This window comes from Streptomyces sp. NPDC047000, from assembly GCF_040644295.1.
Taxonomy (GTDB): domain Bacteria; phylum Actinomycetota; class Actinomycetes; order Streptomycetales; family Streptomycetaceae; genus Streptomyces.
In genome coordinates this window covers 173,215-187,353 of record NZ_JBEYWE010000004.1, presented here as the reverse complement: position 1 = coordinate 187,353, position 14,139 = coordinate 173,215, and the positions used below count along the sequence as shown (strand labels likewise).

Here is a 14,139-nt window from a genome sequence, read left to right as displayed (position 1 = left end):
ATACCACCGGCACGGCACAGGGGCGGACCGGTACGCGCCGAATTATCCGCTGGTGCGCGGGCGCGGACGCGGGCGCGGTCCGCCGGGGTCGTGAGCGGCGTGCGGGCCGGGACCGGGGGTCGGGGACCGGGTTCAGGAGGCGGTTGGTCCGGGGGCGGGGATCAGGGTCCGGTGGGTGTCACGCGGTGTGCCCGTCCGCCGGTGGTGCGTGGTTGCCGGCGTCCTCGGCGATGCGTTCATGGTGATGGATGACCTCGGCGATGATGAAGTTCAGGAACTTCTCGGCGAACGCGGGGTCGAGTCTGGCGTTCTCGGCGAGGGAGCGCAGCCGGGCGATCTGGCGGGCCTCCCGGGCCTGGTCGGCGGCCGGCAGCTGGTGCGCGGCCTTGAGGTGGCCGACCTGCTGGGTGCACTTGAACCGTTCGGCGAGCATGTGGACGACGGCCGCGTCGATGTTGTCGATGCTCTCGCGCAGTCTGGCGAGCTCCTGGCGCACGGCCGGGTCGACGTCGTCTCCGGGGCCGGTACCGGTGTTGCTGGTGGTCATGGGGGCCCACCTTATGGGGTGGGGGGCGGGACGACGGCCGGGGGTACCGGGTGGGGCGTGCGGGAGGGGGCGGGGCGGCCGGGGCGTTGCTCCGTCGGGGTGAACGGATCGTGCGGGGGGAACCGGCCGTCGGCGGCACGCGTTCCACCATCGACGGACACCACCGCGTGCAAGACATCCGGCCGTACAGGACAACCGGCTCGTACAAGTCATCCGGCTCGTACGGGACGGCCGACCGAGGGAGGCGACCGACCGGCGAGAATCTCCTCGTCTCTGCCTACAGTGGAATCGAGTTCAGGCGTCTTTGGGGGTACGGACGTGGCCGACGGCGGACCGGTCGTGCACGGCTACCCGCATCTGGAGACGGTGCGGGCCGCCATCACCGCGCTCTACAGACGTCTGTCGTACGACACCGTCCAGACCTTCTCGACCAGCGTCGCGCCCGCCGACGTGGCCTTCTGCGACACCGACGAACTGCATCTGGGCGCCCAGCGGGTGGCCCGGGAGATCGTCCGGCACTTCCGGCTGCCGGACGCCCGGCTGATCGTCGGCTTCCGTGAGATGACGCACGCGGCGAACGTCGAACTCGCGGCGGGGCCGGAGTACTTCGTGGAACTGAACGACCGGTTCCGCACCCACCGCAGGGACATCGGCGCGGCTCTGGCCCATGAGGTGACGCATGTCTATCTGCACCGCGCGGACCTCGCCTTTCCGACGACGGCGGAGAACGAGATCCTCACGGACACGGCGGCCACGTACCTGGGCGCGGGCTGGCTGCTGCTCGACGCCTACCGGGAGGACGCGGCGTCGTCGCAGAAGCTGGGCTATCTCACGCCGGAGGAGTTCGGGTACGTGCTGGCCAAGCGGTCGTTGGTGTTCGCCGAGGACCCGTCGGTCTGGTTCACCAGCCCACAGGCGTACACCGCTTATGTGAAGGGCATGGCCCAGGCCCGCCGTGACGAGCAGCAGCCTCCGCTGACGGCGGCCGGCTGGGCGGGCCGCCGCCGCTACGCCCGTGACCGCCGCCACGCCCTGGACCCCTGCCCCTCCGCCGGCGACCCCCGGCCCGGGGTGCCCTACAGCTTCACCGCCGGGGACCGGGGCCCGCTCCGGGTGTCGTTCCCGTGCCCGACCTGCCGGCAGCGCATCCGCGTCCCGGTACAGGGCCGGGTACGGGCCCGCTGCGGGCTGTGCCGGACGGTGCTGGAGTGCGACACGTAGGCCGTGCCCCGGGCGGGTGGTGGGGCGGGGCGGGGAGGCAGGACGTTGCGGGGGTGGGGAGGGGGCGGGGAGGCGGGCCCCCGGGGTGTCTCACCTGGCGGGCCACGCCGCTCAGGTGCCGTAGACCCGGCCTGGGGGCACCGCCCGCGACAGGAGTTCCCGTGCCGTCTCGCCGGCCTCCGCCGGGGTGTGGCGGGTGCCTCGGTCGGTGGTGGGGCCGGGGTGCCAGCCCTCCATGACGGTGATACGGCCGCCCTCCGCCTCGAAGACCCGGCCGGTCACTCCGGCGCTGGCGGCGGAGCCCAGCCAGACGACGAGAGGGGAGACGTTCTCCGGGGCCATGGTGTCGAAGCCGGTGCCGGGGGCGGCCATGGTGTCGGCGAAGGCGCGTTCCGTCATACGGGTGCGCGCGGCGGGCGCCACGGCGTTCACCGCGACGCCGTAGCGGGCCAGTTCGGCGGCGGCGACCAGGGTGAGGCCGATGATGCCGGCCTTGGCCGCGCTGTAGTTGCCCTGGCCCACCGAGCCGAGCAGGCCTGCTCCGCTGCTGGTGTTGACCACCCGGGCCACAGGGGTGCGTCCGGCCTTGGTCTCGGCCCGCCAGTGCGCGGCGGCGTGTTTGAGGGGCAGGAAGTGTCCTTTGAGGTGGACGCGTACGACGGCGTCCCAGTCGTCCTCGTCGAGGTTGACGAGCATGCGGTCGCGCAGGAACCCGGCGTTGTTGACGAGCGTGTCGAACCTGCCGTAGGTGTCCAGGGCGGTGCGGATCAGGGAGGCGGCGCCCTCCGTGGTGGCGATGTCACCGCTGTGGGCGGTCGCCTCGCCGCCCGCCTCGCGGATCTCGGCCACCACCAGGTCGGCGGGGCCGCCGGAGCCGGTGGCGCGGGAGCCGGGGGTGCCGTCGAGGCCGACGCCCAGGTCGTTGACGACGACCCTGGCTCCCTCCGCGGCGAACGCCAGGGCGTGGGCCCGCCCGAGGCCGCGTCCGGCACCGGTGACGGCGACGACGCGGTCCGCGCTGAGTCCGGTCATGTCACTCCTCCGTGTCCGTGTCTCTGTGTGTGTCTCTGTCCGTGTCTCTGTCCGTGTCTCTGTCCGTGTCCGTGTTGGCCGTGGCGGCGGTGAGGAAGGCCGGCCGCTCCCCGCCGCCGTGCACGAGCAGGCTGGCGCCGGTGATGTAGGCGGCGGCAGCGGAGGCGAGGAAGACGGCGGCGGCGCCGATGTCGCCGGGCTCGGCGAGCCGTCCGAGCGGGACGGTGGCGGAGACCGCGGTGATGCCGTCCTCGCCGCCGTAGTGGAGACGGGCGAGTTCGGTGCGGACCATGCCGACGACCAGGGTGTTGACGCGGATGTCCGGGGCCCATTCCACCGCCATGGAGCGGGCGAGGTTCTCCAGGCCCGCCTTGGCGGCGCCGTAGGCGGCCGAACCGGGTGAGGGGCGGCTGCCGCTGACGCTGCCCACCATCACCACGCAGCCCCCGGTCCGCCGCAGCTGCTCGTGGGCGGCGAGGGAGGCGGTGAGCGGGGCGAGGAGGTTCAGCTCGATCACCCGCGCGTGGCGTTCGGCGCCGGCGTCGGCCAGCCGCCGGTAGGGGGTGCCGCCGGCGTTGTTGACGAGGACGTCGAGCCGCGGGAGGGCGTCGAAGAAGGCACGGACGGCCGGCGGGTCGCGCAGGTCGAGGGGACTGAACTCGACCCCTGAGAGCGGCAGTTCGGGCGGCCGCCGGGCGCAGGCGAGGACCCGGGCGCCGGTCTCCGCGAAGGCCCTGGCGATCCCGGCGCCCACGCCCCGGGTGCCACCGGTGACGACGACGGTCCTGCGACGGTGCGAGTTGTCCACAGGCTCTCCCGCTCCTCTGCTGCGGCTGCTAGCGTCGAAGACCTCACACCTAACAAATGTTTGGTGGAAAGGCAGCTGAGTGCGAAGGTAGCTGATGCGTCCATGGGTGTCTCCACCTCGTCCCCGGGGAAGGGGATTTCGCTCGTCACGGTCGATTTCCCGCCGGTGAACGCGCTGCCGGTGGCCGGCTGGTCCGCGCTGGCCGACGCGGTGCGGGCGGCGGGCCGCGATCCGCGGGTGCGGTGCGTGGTGCTGGGCGCGGAGGGCCGCGGGTTCAACGCGGGCGTGGACATCAAGGAGATACAGACGGGCGGGCGAAGCGCGCTGCTGGGTGCCAACCGGGGCTGCGCGGAGGCGTTCGCGGCGGTGTACGAGTGCGAGGTCCCGGTGGTCGCGGCGGTGCACGGATTCTGTCTGGGCGGCGGCGTGGGCCTGGCCGGCAACGCGGACGCGATCGTGGCGGCCGAGGACGCCGTGTTCGGGCTGCCCGAGCTGGACCGGGGCGCGCTGGGTGCGGCCACGCATCTGTCCCGGCTGGTGCCGCAGCACCTGATGCGGGCGCTGTACTACACCTCGCGCACGGTGGGCGCGGCCGAGCTGCACCGGTACGGCTCGGTATGGCGGGTGGTGCGGCACGACCGGCTGCGCGCCGCCGCGCTGGAGCTGGCCGGGGAGATAGCGGCCAAGGACGGTGAGCTGATCCGGCTGGCGAAGGCGGCCATCAACGGCATCGACCCGGTCGATGTGCGGCGGAGCTACCGCTTCGAGCAGGGTTTCACCTTCGAGGCCGGGCTGAGCGGGGCGGGTGACCGTGTGCGCGGCGCCTTCGGGAACGAGCGGCCGCCCGGGAGGCGGCAGGCGCCCGGGAAGGAGAAGGAGGGGGTGTAGATGGCGGACAAGACGACGACCGCGGACGAGGTGGTGTCCCGGCTGGCGAGCGGGATGACCCTCGGCATCGGCGGCTGGGGCTCGCGCCGCAAGCCGATGGCGCTGGTCAGGGCGTTGCTGCGGTCGGGGATCGGGGACCTGACGGTCGTCTCGTACGGCGGCCCGGACGTCGGCATGCTGGCCGCCGCCGGCCGGATCCGCAAGCTGGTCGCGGCGTTCGTCACCCTCGACTCGGTACCGCTCGAGCCGCACTACCGGGCGGCGCGCGAGCGGGCGGCGTTCGAGCTCGTGGAGGTGGACGAGGCGATGTTCATGTGGGGGCTGCGCGCCGCCGCGAACCGGCTGCCGTTCCTGCCGGTGCGGGCCGGGCCGGGGTCGGACGTGATGCGGGTCGGTCCCGGTCTGCGGACGGTCACCTCGCCGTACGACGACGGGGAGACGTTCGTCGCGATGCCGGCGCTGCGGCTGGACGCGGCCCTGGTCCATGTGCACCGCGCCGACCGGCTGGGCAACGGACAGTACCTGGGCCCGGACCCGTACTTCGACGATCTGTTCTGCGCGGCGGCGGACGCGGCGTACATGTCGTGCGAGCGGATCGTGGACACCGCCGAGCTGACGAAGGAGGCACCGCCGCAGAGCCTGCTGATCAAGCGTCATGTGGTGGACGGTGTGGTGGAGGCGCCGAACGGGGCGCACTTCACGTCCTGCGCACCGGACTACGGGCGGGACGAGGCGTTCCAGCGGGCGTACGCGAGCACCTCCTGGCCGGAGTTCGCGGGGCGGTTCCTCGGCGGTGACGAGCGGGACTACCGGTCGGCGGTGCGGGCCTGGCACGAGGAGCGGTCATGAGTGCCGGGTCTGCGGGGAGGGCGGCCGGTGGAGCGGCGGAGGGTTCCGGGCCGCCCACCCGTGCCGAGTACTGCGTGATCGCCTGCGCCGAGGCGTGGCGCGGGGCCGGGGAGATCCTGGCGAGCCCGATGGGGCTGATCCCCTCGGTCGGGGCGCGGCTGGCCCGGCTCACCTTCGCGCCGGACCTGCTGCTGACCGACGGCGAGGCGATGCTGGTGGGCGCCGACGGCGCGGTGGAGGGCTGGCTGCCGTACCGGCAGCATCTGGAGCTGGTGGCCGGGGGCCGCCGGCACGTGATGATGGGTGCCGGCCAGATCGACCGGTTCGGCAACCAGAACATCTCGTGCATCGGTGACTGGGCGCGGCCCGCGCGGCAGTTGCTCGGGGTGCGGGGCGCGCCCGTCAACACGCTGAACAATCCGACGAGTTACTGGATCCCGAGACACTCCCGGCGGGTGTTCGTGGAGCGGGTGGACCTGGTGTGCGGGGTGGGGTACGACCGCGCGGCCGCCCACCCGGGGACGGCCCGCTATCACCGTCTGGGGCGGGTGGTCTCCGATCTCGGTGTCTTCGACTTCGCCACGCCGGAGCGGTCGATGCGGCTGGTATCGGTGCATCCCGGGGTGAGCGCGGACCAGGTGCGGGAGGCGACGGGGTTCGAGCTCGCGGTGCCGGAGGAGGTGCCGGTGACACGGGAGCCGAGCGGGGCGGAGCTGCGGCTGATCCGTGAGGTGATCGATCCGGGGAACACCCGGGCGAGGGAGGTGGCGGGCTAGTGGAGACCGCGTTCACCCGGCTGGTCGGCGTCCGCCGGCCGATCGTGCAGACCGGGATGGGCTGGGTGGCGGGGCCGCGGCTGGTGTCGGCGGTGGCGGAGGCGGGGGCGCTGGGGGTCCTGGCGTCGGCGACGATGACGCCGGACCGGCTGCGCGAGGCGGTACGGGAGGTCAGGTCGCGTACGGCGGCGCCGTTCGGGGTGAATCTGCGGGCCGACGCGGCGGACGCGGCCGACCGGGTGCAGATCATGATCGACGAGGGGGTGCGGGTGGCGTCGTTCGCCCTGGCTCCGTCGCGGGAGCTGATCGCCGGGCTGAAGGAGGCGGGTGTGGTGGTGGTCCCGTCGGTGGGGGCGCGGCGGCACGCGGAGAAGGTGGCCGCATGGGGTGCGGACGCGGTGATCGTGCAGGGCGGCGAGGGCGGCGGCCACACCGGCGAGGTGGCGACGACGGTGCTGCTGCCGCAGGTGGTGGACGCCGTGCGGATACCGGTGGTCGCGGCGGGCGGGTTCTTCGACGGGCGGGGGCTGGTCGCCGCGCTGGCGTACGGGGCGGCGGGGGTGGCGATGGGTACGCGGTTCCTGCTGACGGCGGAGTCGACGGTGCCGGAGGCGGTGAAGGCGCGGTATCTGGCGGCGACGGTACGGGACGTCACGGTCACCCGGGCCGTCGACGGTCTGTCGCACCGGATGCTGCGCACGGATCTCGTCGCGTCGCTGGAGGGTGCCGGCCGCGCCCGCACCCTGTTCCGCGCGGCCCGTCACGCGGCGGCCTTCCGCAGGCTCTCCGGCCTCACCTGGCGGGCGCTGCTGCGCGACGGCCGGACGACGCACCGTGCCAGGTCGCTGAGCTGGAGCCAGACCCTGCTGGCCGCGAACACCCCGATGCTCCTGAGATCGGCGATGGTGGACGGCCGCACGGACCTGGGTGTGATGGCGGCGGGTCAGGTGGCCGGGGTGATCGAGGACCTGCCGTCGTGCGCGGAGCTGGTGGAGCGGGTGATGGCGGAAGCCGAGGACGTCATCGGGGCGCTGGGGACGGTCAGCGGGGTGGGCGACCGCCGGGAGGTGCGGCGGTCGCTGTGACGCCCTGTCCGTCGGGTGGCCGGCAGCCCCGTCCGTCGGCCGGCCGGCGGCTGCTCCTCAGAGCCGTTCGATGATCGTCACGTTGGCCTGGCCGCCGCCCTCGCACATGGTCTGGAGGCCGTAGCGGCCGCCGGTGCGCTCCAGTTCGTGCAGAAGGGTGGTCATCAGTCTGGCGCCGGTGGCGCCCAGCGGGTGGCCGAGGGCTATGGCGCCGCCGTTGACGTTGACCTTGGCCGGGTCGGCGCCGGTCTCCTTGAGCCAGGCCAGGACGACCGGGGCGAAGGCCTCGTTGATCTCGACGAGGTCGATGTCGTCGAGGGTGAGCCCGGTCTTCTTCAGGGCGTGCGCGGTGGCCGGGATCGGCGCGGTGAGCATGCGGATGGGGTCCTCGCCGCGGGCGGACAGGTGGTGGACGCGGGCGCGGGGGCGCAGCCCGTGTTCGCGCACGGCGCGTTCGGAGGCGAGCAGCAGGGCCGCCGCGCCGTCGGAGACCTGGGAGGAGCAGGCGGCGGTGACGGTGCCGCCGTCGATGACGGGCTTCAGTGCGGCCATCTTCTCCGCCGAGGTGTCCCGGCGCGGGCCCTCGTCGGCCGTGACGTCACCGTAGGGCACGGTCTCGCGGTCGAAGCGGCCCTCGTCGATCGCGCGCAGGGCCCGCCGGTGCGAGCGCAGGGCGAACTCTTCCTGGTCGGGCCGGGTGATGCCCCATTTGGCGGCGATCATCTCGGCGCCGGCGAACTGGTTGACGGGCCGGTCGCCGTAGCGGGCCCGCCAGCCGGTGCTGCCGGCGTAGGGGCCCTGGGTGAGGCCGAGCGGTTCGGCGGCCTGCCGGGTGGCGAAGGCGATGGGGATCATCGACATGTTCTGCACGCCTCCGGCGACGACCAGGTCCTGGGTGCCGGAGAGCACGCCCTGCGCGGCGAAGTGCACGGCCTGCTGGGAGGAGCCGCACTGCCGGTCCACGGTCACGCCGGGGACCTCTTCGGGCAGTCCGGCGGCCAGCCAGCAGGTGCGGGCGATGTCCCCGGCCTGCGGGCCGACGGTGTCGAGGCAGCCGAGGACGACGTCGTCCACGGCGGCCGGGTCCACTCCGGAGCGCCGTATCAGGGCGGTCAGGGCGTGCGCACCCAGGTCGGCCGGGTGCACCCCGGCGAGTCCTCCCCCGCGCCGCCCGACGGGCGTGCGGACCGCTTCGACGATGTATGCCTCGGCCACGGTGCTCTCTCCCTCTACGGTTGTCCGCGTACGGCGATCCCGTCCAGCACCATCGACAGGTACTGCCGGGCGATCTCCTCGGGGCTGTGCTGTCCGCCGGGCCGGTACCAGGACGCGGCGACCCAGACGGTGTCGCGCACGAAGCGGTAGGTGAGGCGGACGTCGAGGTCGTTCCGGAAGACCCGGTCGGCGACCCCGCGCTGCAGCGTGGACAGCCACGCCTTCTCGAACCTGCGCTGTGAGTCGGCGAGGAACGCGAAGCGCTCCTGCGCGGCGAGCTGTCTGCTCTCCTTCTGGTAGATCGCGACGGCGGCGCGGTGCCGGTCGATCTCCCGGAACGACTCGGTGACCAGGGCCTCCAGCGTCTCGCGGGGCCCCAGGCCGGCGGCGAGGACGGTGTCGTAGCCGTCCCACAGCTCGTCGAGGAAGGTCCGCAGGATCTCCTCGAGCATCGACTCCTTGGAGTCGAAGTGGTAGTAGAGGCTGCCGGCGAGCAGTCCGGCGTGGTCGGCGATCCTGCGCACGGTGGTGGCGTTGTAGCCCTGCTCGGCGAAGACCTCGGCGGCGGTGCGCAGGAGTTCGCCGCGCCGGTCGCGGGCGGCGGCCGCGCCGCGCCCGGGGGCGGTGGCACCGGCCGTGCCGGGCTGGGGGGCGGCGGGCTCGGGGGCGGTCACCTGGGACTTCTTCTTGGTCGGCACACGTCCATTGTGGTCCGCCCGTTCCTCAGGGGTGCCGGCTGCTGACGGAGACGACCTCGCCGGTCATGTACGACGAGTAGCCGGACGCCAGGAACACGATCACATTGGCCACCTCCCAGGGTTCCGCGTACCGCCCGAAGGCCTCACGGGCCGTCAGTTCCGCGAGGAGTTCGGGCGTCGTCACCGCCGCCAGGTGGGGGTGCATGGCGAGGCTCGGCGACACGGCGTTGACCCGCACCCCGTAGGCGGCGGCCTCGATCGCGGCGCATCTGGTCAGCGCCATCACGCCTGCCTTCGCGGCGGCGTAGTGCGCCTGGCCGGCCTGGGCGCGCCAGCCCACCACGGAGGCGTTGTTGACGATCACCCCGCCCGTGCCACAGGCCCGCAGGGCGCGCAGCGCGGCCCGGGTGCAGCGGAAGGTGCCGTTCAGTGTCACGTCGAGCACCTTCGACCACGCGTCGTCGGTCATGTCGGCCAGTTCCGCGGTGCCGCCCAGGCCGGCGTTGTTGACCACGACGTCCAGCCGGCCGTGCAACCGCTCCGCCGTGTCGAACAGGGCCCGTACCTGGGTCTCGTCGGTGACGTCGCACGGCTGGGCCGCGACCGCCGCGGCGCCGAACTCGGCGGTGAGCGCGGCCTCGTGCTCCTTCAGCCGCCGCGCATGGGCGTCGCTGATCAGCACCCGCGCGCCCTCCTCGAGGAAGCGGCGCGCGGTCGCCCCGCCGATCCCCGCGCCCGCCGCCGCGGTGACGACGGCGGTGCGTCCCGCCAGCAGCCCGTGGCCGGGCACGTATTCCGGACTCCCGGTGCCTGCGGCCCTCTCGACGCCCGTCATGACCTCAAGCTAACCTACCAAACACTTGTTAGGGAAGGAGCCGGACGGTGGACCTCACCCTCTCCCCCGCCGACGAGGCGTTCCGCGCCGAGGCCCGCGCCTGGCTGGCCGCGCATGTGCCCGTGGCGCCGCTGCCGTCCCTGGAGACGGCGGAGGGCTTCGCGGCGCACCGGGCCTGGGAGGCCGAACTGGCCGCGGACCGCTGGTCGGTGGTGTCCTGGCCCGAGGAGTACGGCGGCCGGGGCGCGGGGCTGGTGCGGTGGCTGGTGTTCGAGGAGGAGTACTGGGCGGCGGGCGCGCCGGGCCGGGTGGGCCAGAACGGCGTCAGCCTGCTCGCGCCGACCCTTTTCGACCACGGCACCGGGGAGCAGCGTGCCCGGGTGCTGCCGCCGATGGCGTCCGGTGAGGTGGTGTGGGCGCAGGCGTGGTCGGAGCCGGAGGCTGGCTCGGACCTGGCCTCGCTCACCTCGCGCGCGGTGCGCACGGCGGGGGGCTGGCTGCTGAGCGGGCACAAGACGTGGTCGTCGCGCGCGGCCTTCGCGGACCGCGCGTTCGGCCTGTTCCGCAGTGAGTCCGGCACTCCGAGGCCCCATCAAGGCCTGACCTACCTGATGTTCGACCTGCGCGCGCCCGGGGTCACCGTCCGCCCGATCGGCCGGCTGGACGGGAGACCGGCGTTCGCGGAGCTGTTCCTGGACGAGGTGTTCGTGCCGGACGAGGACGTGATCGGCGAGCCGGGGCAGGGCTGGCGGATCGCCATGGCGACGGCGGGCAACGAGCGCGGCCTCACCCTGCGTTCCCCGGGCCGTTTCCTGGCCGCCGCCGGGCGGCTGGCGGACCTGTGGCGGGCGGGCGGCCGTCCGGGCCACGCGCACGACCGGGTGGCCGACGCGGTGATCGGCGCCCGCGCCTACCGGTTGTTCACCTACGCCTGCGCCTCCCGTTTCCTGGCGGGCGAGCCGCTCGGCCCGGAGTCCAGCCTGAACAAGGTGTTCTGGTCCGAGTACGACATCGCGCTGCACGAGACGGCCCTCGACCTGCTCGGCGCGGACGGCGAACGCGCCGACACCGACTGGGCCGAGGGCTATGTCTTCGCCCTGGCGGGTCCGGTCTACGCGGGCACCAACGAGATCCAGCGCGACATCGTCGCCGAGCGGCTGCTCGGCCTGCCGAAGGGGCGGCGCTGATGCGTTTTCTCCTCGACACCGAGCAGCGGGCGTTCGCGGACTCCCTGGACGCCCGGCTGAAGGCCGCGGACACCCCGTCGGTGGTACGGGAGTGGAGCCGCGGCGCGCACGGCCGCGGCCGTGCGCTGTGGCGGGAGCTGGCCGAGGCGGGCGTGTTCGCGCTCGCGGTGCCGGAGGAGTACGGCGGGTTCGGGCCGCGGCCCGTCGAAGTCGCCGTCGCGTTCGTGGAACTGGGGCGGCACGCGGTACCGGGGCCGCTGGTGGAGACGGTGGCCTCGGCCGTCCTGCTGACCCGTCTCGGCGCCCCGGGCCCGGCCGGGCGGCTGCTGCCCGCGCTCGCCTCGGGCGGGACGGCCGCGACGCTCGCCCCGGCCGGCGGCGGCCCGCTGCTGGACGCGGACACGGCGGACGTGCGGCTGGTCGTGTCCGGTCACGACGCGCGGAACCCGGCGCCCGGCCTCCGGCTGGCACCCGCACCCACCGCTCCGCCCCGCCCGTCGCTCGACCCGGCCCGCCGCCTGTTCGGTGTCCCGCCCGGCGGGGAGATCCTCGCCTCCGGCCCGGAGGTCACCTCGGCCGCGGCCGACGCCCTCGTCTGGGCCCGGCTGGCCACCGCCGCCCAGGCCCTCGGCACCGGCCTCGCCCTGCTGGACCGTACGGTGGCGTACGTCGTGCGGCGGACCCAGTTCGGTGTGCCCGTGGGTTCCTTCCAGGCGGTCAAGCACCGGCTGGCCGACGCGAAGATCGCCCTGGAGTTCGCGCGCCCCCTGCTGTTCGGTGCCGCGCTGACCCTGGACCCGGCCGATGCGGCGGCCGCCAAGGTCACGGCCTGCGAGGCCGCGTACCGGACGGCCCGCACGGCGCTCCAGTTGCACGGCGCGATCGGCTACACGGCGGAGTACGACCTGTCGCTCTGGCTCACCAAGGCCCGCGCCCTGCTCACCGCCTGGGGCACACCGGCGCAGTGCCGGGCGCGGGTGCTGGCGGCCAGCGGCGCCGGCGGGGACTGACCCACCGCCCCGGACCCCACTTCCCCGGATCCCCTCCCCCGCTCGCCCCTCCCCCGCTCACCCCTTCCCGACGATCCCCAGCCTCCGGGCCGCGGCGAGCCACTCGGGGAACTCCCCCAGCAGCCGGTCGTACAGCTCGGCGTCGGGCATCCGCCGGGGATCGGCTCCGGCGTGGAAGAAGCCCGCGTTGTCCACCGCCCGCCGCTCCGGCACCGGCAGTTCGTCCAGTCGGCGCAGGAAGTCGAACTGTTTGCTGCGCGGGTGGCCGAACCCGATGAACTGCCAGAACATCGGCAGCCCGGCCGCTTTGCAGAGATACCGTTCCGCGGCGAGCTTGTTCGTGGGACCGCCATCGGTCTGGAAGATCACCAGGGCCGGGTCCACGGCACCGCTGTCGAGGTAGTGGTCGATGACGGCGTCCATCGCCGCGTGGTAATCGGTCTTCCCCATGTGCCCGAGCCCCGCCACGATGCGCTCGACGCCGCCCTGGTGCCCGGCCAGTTCGATCTCGGCCACGGCGTCCACGTCGGTCGAGAAGAAGACCACCGGGACACGTCCGTCGTCGTCGAGGTGGGCGGACAGACCGAGCACCCGGTCCGCGAGCGTCTGGACGGAGCCGTCCCTGAAGTAGCGTCGCATGGAACCCGAGTAGTCGATCACGAGGTACACGGCGGCCCGCCGGTCCTCCAGCCCGTGCCGGGCGAGGGACGCTCCGGCGCTCTTGTACAGGCTGACCAGCGCGGGCGCGGTCTCCTCGACCTTCTTCAGACTGATCGCCGGCATGGCTCCCGCCCCTCCCCTTGTCGCTTTCTTTCGCTATTTTGTTCGCTGCCGTCCCCACCGGCCCGTCCGTACCGCCCCTTTCACGCAGCCTCACTCATATCATCCGTATCGTCAGCGTCAGCCGAGGAGCCCGGTCGTGGATTCCGAGTCCACCGTCACCACCTGCTACCGCCACCCCGAGGTGGAGTCCCATGTCCGCTGCACCCGCTGCGACCGGTACATCTGCCCGGACTGTATGCGCGAGGCCCCCGTCGGCCACCAGTGCCCGGAGTGCGTGAAGGAGGGCGCGCGGTCGGTGCGCACGACGCGCACGCCGTTCGGCGGCCGGATCTCGGCGGTGCCGCTGGTGACCTACGTCCTCGTCGGGCTGAACGTCCTCGCCTATCTGGCGGAGCTGGTGCGGCCGTCCGTGGTGGACCGGTTCGAGATGCTGGGCGCCCGGCTGGTGGGCCCGGACGGCGCGTACTACGTCTGGCAGTCCGGGTACCCCTACGGCTTCCACGCCGACGGTGTCGTCGGCGGGCAGTGGGAGCGGCTGCTGACCGGTGCGTTCCTGCATCTGCCGCCCACCGAGGGGACGTTCGGCATTCTGCACATCACGATGAACATGGTGTCGCTGTGGAACCTGGGCCGGGTGGTGGAGCCGCTGCTGGGCCGTCTCCGCTTCGCCGTGCTGTATCTGCTCTCCGCGCTCGGCGGCTCGGTACTGGTGCTGCTGATCGCGCCGGGCACCGCGACGGTCGGCGCGTCCGGCGCGGTCTTCGGCATCGGCGCGGCGTACTACGTCATCGCGCGCCGGGCGGGCGCCGACCTGCAGAGCGTCAACCGCTTCATGGCGGGCCTGCTGCTGTGGCTGGTGCTCTCCGCCCTGTACACCTCCTGGCAGGGGCACCTCGGCGGACTGCTCGCGGGCGCTCTCGTCACGCTGGCCTACGCGTACGCGCCCCGGGACAACCGGCGCGTCCAGGTCCTGGTCCAGGCGGGCGCCTGTGGGGCGCTGCTGGTGCTGCTGGTGGTCCTGACGGCGGCGAAGGTCGCCCAGCTGGGCGGCTGACCAGGGCCCACGACACCGCGGCCGACGGCACCGGGGCACACAACGCCGGGGCCCACGGCACCGAGGCACGTGACACCGGGCGCGTGACACCGGCGGCATACGGCGGCGCCTGCCCAGTCGTCCGGTCGGGGACTTTCGGGCAGGCGCCGTC

At 73.6% G+C, this 14,139-nt stretch carries 15 protein-coding genes; 8 read left to right on the top strand and 7 right to left on the bottom strand.

What is annotated here, in order from left to right; genetic code table 11:
* Positions 1 to 178: 178 nt before the first annotated feature.
* A complete protein-coding gene (locus ABZ862_RS09605) occupies positions 179 to 547 on the bottom strand; it encodes a chorismate mutase (protein ID WP_360955021.1) in 369 nt (122 codons plus the stop codon).
* 318 nt (positions 548 to 865) lie between these two features.
* Here ABZ862_RS09605 and ABZ862_RS09600 point away from each other — a divergent pair, with 318 nt between their 5' ends.
* A complete protein-coding gene (locus ABZ862_RS09600; protein ID WP_360955018.1) occupies positions 866 to 1,768 on the top strand; it encodes a hypothetical protein in 903 nt (300 codons plus the stop codon).
* Positions 1,769 to 1,879: 111 nt separating this feature from the next.
* Here the strand turns inward: ABZ862_RS09600 and ABZ862_RS09595 are convergent, their stop codons facing one another.
* Complete coding sequence (locus tag ABZ862_RS09595) at positions 1,880 to 2,800, bottom strand: SDR family oxidoreductase (protein ID WP_360955015.1); 921 nt, start codon at positions 2,798 to 2,800, stop codon at positions 1,880 to 1,882.
* 1 nt (position 2,801) lies between these two features.
* The gene (locus ABZ862_RS09590; protein WP_360955012.1) at positions 2,802 to 3,608 is read right to left on the bottom strand and encodes an SDR family oxidoreductase; all 807 of its coding nucleotides are present in this window, start codon (positions 3,606 to 3,608) and stop codon (positions 2,802 to 2,804) included.
* Between the two features lie 102 nt (positions 3,609 to 3,710).
* On the opposite strand from ABZ862_RS09590, the gene ABZ862_RS09585 reads away from it, so the two are divergent.
* The 4 genes from ABZ862_RS09585 to ABZ862_RS09570 are packed head-to-tail and all read left to right on the top strand — an operon-like array spanning position 3,711 to position 7,206.
* Positions 3,711 to 4,496 (top strand): enoyl-CoA hydratase family protein, encoded by a 786-nt coding sequence (locus tag ABZ862_RS09585; RefSeq protein ID WP_360955009.1) that lies wholly within the window; start codon positions 3,711 to 3,713, stop codon positions 4,494 to 4,496.
* Positions 4,497 to 5,345 (top strand): CoA-transferase, encoded by an 849-nt coding sequence (locus tag ABZ862_RS09580; protein ID WP_360955006.1) that lies wholly within the window; start codon positions 4,497 to 4,499, stop codon positions 5,343 to 5,345.
* A complete protein-coding gene (locus ABZ862_RS09575) occupies positions 5,342 to 6,121 on the top strand; it encodes a CoA-transferase (RefSeq protein ID WP_360955003.1) in 780 nt (259 codons plus the stop codon). Before ABZ862_RS09580 ends, ABZ862_RS09575 begins: the two co-directional genes overlap by 4 nt.
* The gene (locus tag ABZ862_RS09570) at positions 6,121 to 7,206 is read left to right on the top strand and encodes a nitronate monooxygenase (RefSeq protein WP_360955000.1); all 1,086 of its coding nucleotides are present in this window, start codon (positions 6,121 to 6,123) and stop codon (positions 7,204 to 7,206) included. Before ABZ862_RS09575 ends, ABZ862_RS09570 begins: the two co-directional genes overlap by 1 nt.
* 57 nt (positions 7,207 to 7,263) lie before the next feature.
* On the opposite strand, the gene ABZ862_RS09565 is transcribed toward ABZ862_RS09570, so the two are convergent.
* The 3 genes from ABZ862_RS09565 to ABZ862_RS09555 all read right to left on the bottom strand — a co-directional run bounded on the left by ABZ862_RS09565 (position 7,264) and on the right by ABZ862_RS09555 (position 9,954).
* Positions 7,264 to 8,421 (bottom strand): acetyl-CoA C-acetyltransferase, encoded by a 1,158-nt coding sequence (locus ABZ862_RS09565; RefSeq protein ID WP_360954997.1) that lies wholly within the window; start codon positions 8,419 to 8,421, stop codon positions 7,264 to 7,266.
* A gap of 14 nt (positions 8,422 to 8,435) precedes the next feature.
* On the bottom strand, positions 8,436 to 8,996 hold the full coding sequence (locus ABZ862_RS09560; RefSeq protein WP_360955505.1) for a TetR/AcrR family transcriptional regulator: 561 nt from the start codon (positions 8,994 to 8,996) through the stop codon (positions 8,436 to 8,438).
* Between the two features lie 148 nt (positions 8,997 to 9,144).
* Positions 9,145 to 9,954 (bottom strand): SDR family oxidoreductase, encoded by an 810-nt coding sequence (locus ABZ862_RS09555; RefSeq protein WP_360954994.1) that lies wholly within the window; start codon positions 9,952 to 9,954, stop codon positions 9,145 to 9,147.
* A 47-nt stretch (positions 9,955 to 10,001) separates the two neighbouring features.
* On the opposite strand from ABZ862_RS09555, the gene ABZ862_RS09550 reads away from it, so the two are divergent.
* Positions 10,002 to 11,141, top strand: coding sequence for an acyl-CoA dehydrogenase family protein (locus ABZ862_RS09550; protein ID WP_360954991.1), 1,140 nt, complete (start codon positions 10,002 to 10,004; stop codon positions 11,139 to 11,141).
* Positions 11,141 to 12,151, top strand: a complete 1,011-nt coding sequence (locus ABZ862_RS09545; protein ID WP_360954988.1) for an acyl-CoA dehydrogenase family protein — start codon at positions 11,141 to 11,143, stop codon at positions 12,149 to 12,151. Before ABZ862_RS09550 ends, ABZ862_RS09545 begins: the two co-directional genes overlap by 1 nt.
* A 57-nt stretch (positions 12,152 to 12,208) precedes the next feature.
* On the opposite strand, the gene ABZ862_RS09540 is transcribed toward ABZ862_RS09545, so the two are convergent.
* Entirely contained in the window at positions 12,209 to 12,934 is a 726-nt protein-coding gene (locus ABZ862_RS09540; protein WP_360954986.1) for a VWA domain-containing protein, read from the bottom strand.
* A gap of 136 nt (positions 12,935 to 13,070) precedes the next feature.
* Between ABZ862_RS09540 and ABZ862_RS09535 the strand changes: the two genes are divergently transcribed.
* On the top strand, positions 13,071 to 13,988 hold the full coding sequence (locus ABZ862_RS09535; protein ID WP_360954983.1) for a rhomboid family intramembrane serine protease: 918 nt from the start codon (positions 13,071 to 13,073) through the stop codon (positions 13,986 to 13,988).
* Positions 13,989 to 14,139: the final 151 nt, after the last annotated feature.

Excerpts from the sequence above, each read along its gene's own strand:
- ABZ862_RS09580 (WP_360955006.1), top strand. The coding sequence starts at position 4,497 with ATGGCGGACAAGACGACGACCGCGGACGAGGTGGTGTCCCGGCTGGCG.
- ABZ862_RS09595 (WP_360955015.1), bottom strand. The coding sequence starts at position 2,800 with ATGACCGGACTCAGCGCGGACCGCGTCGTCGCCGTCACCGGTGCCGGA.
- ABZ862_RS09545 (WP_360954988.1), top strand. The coding sequence starts at position 11,141 with ATGCGTTTTCTCCTCGACACCGAGCAGCGGGCGTTCGCGGACTCCCTG.
- ABZ862_RS09540 (WP_360954986.1), bottom strand. The coding sequence starts at position 12,934 with ATGCCGGCGATCAGTCTGAAGAAGGTCGAGGAGACCGCGCCCGCGCTG.
- ABZ862_RS09605 (WP_360955021.1), bottom strand. The coding sequence starts at position 547 with ATGACCACCAGCAACACCGGTACCGGCCCCGGAGACGACGTCGACCCG.
- ABZ862_RS09555 (WP_360954994.1), bottom strand. The coding sequence starts at position 9,954 with ATGACGGGCGTCGAGAGGGCCGCAGGCACCGGGAGTCCGGAATACGTG.
- ABZ862_RS09575 (WP_360955003.1), top strand. The coding sequence starts at position 5,342 with ATGAGTGCCGGGTCTGCGGGGAGGGCGGCCGGTGGAGCGGCGGAGGGT.
- ABZ862_RS09585 (WP_360955009.1), top strand. The coding sequence starts at position 3,711 with ATGGGTGTCTCCACCTCGTCCCCGGGGAAGGGGATTTCGCTCGTCACG.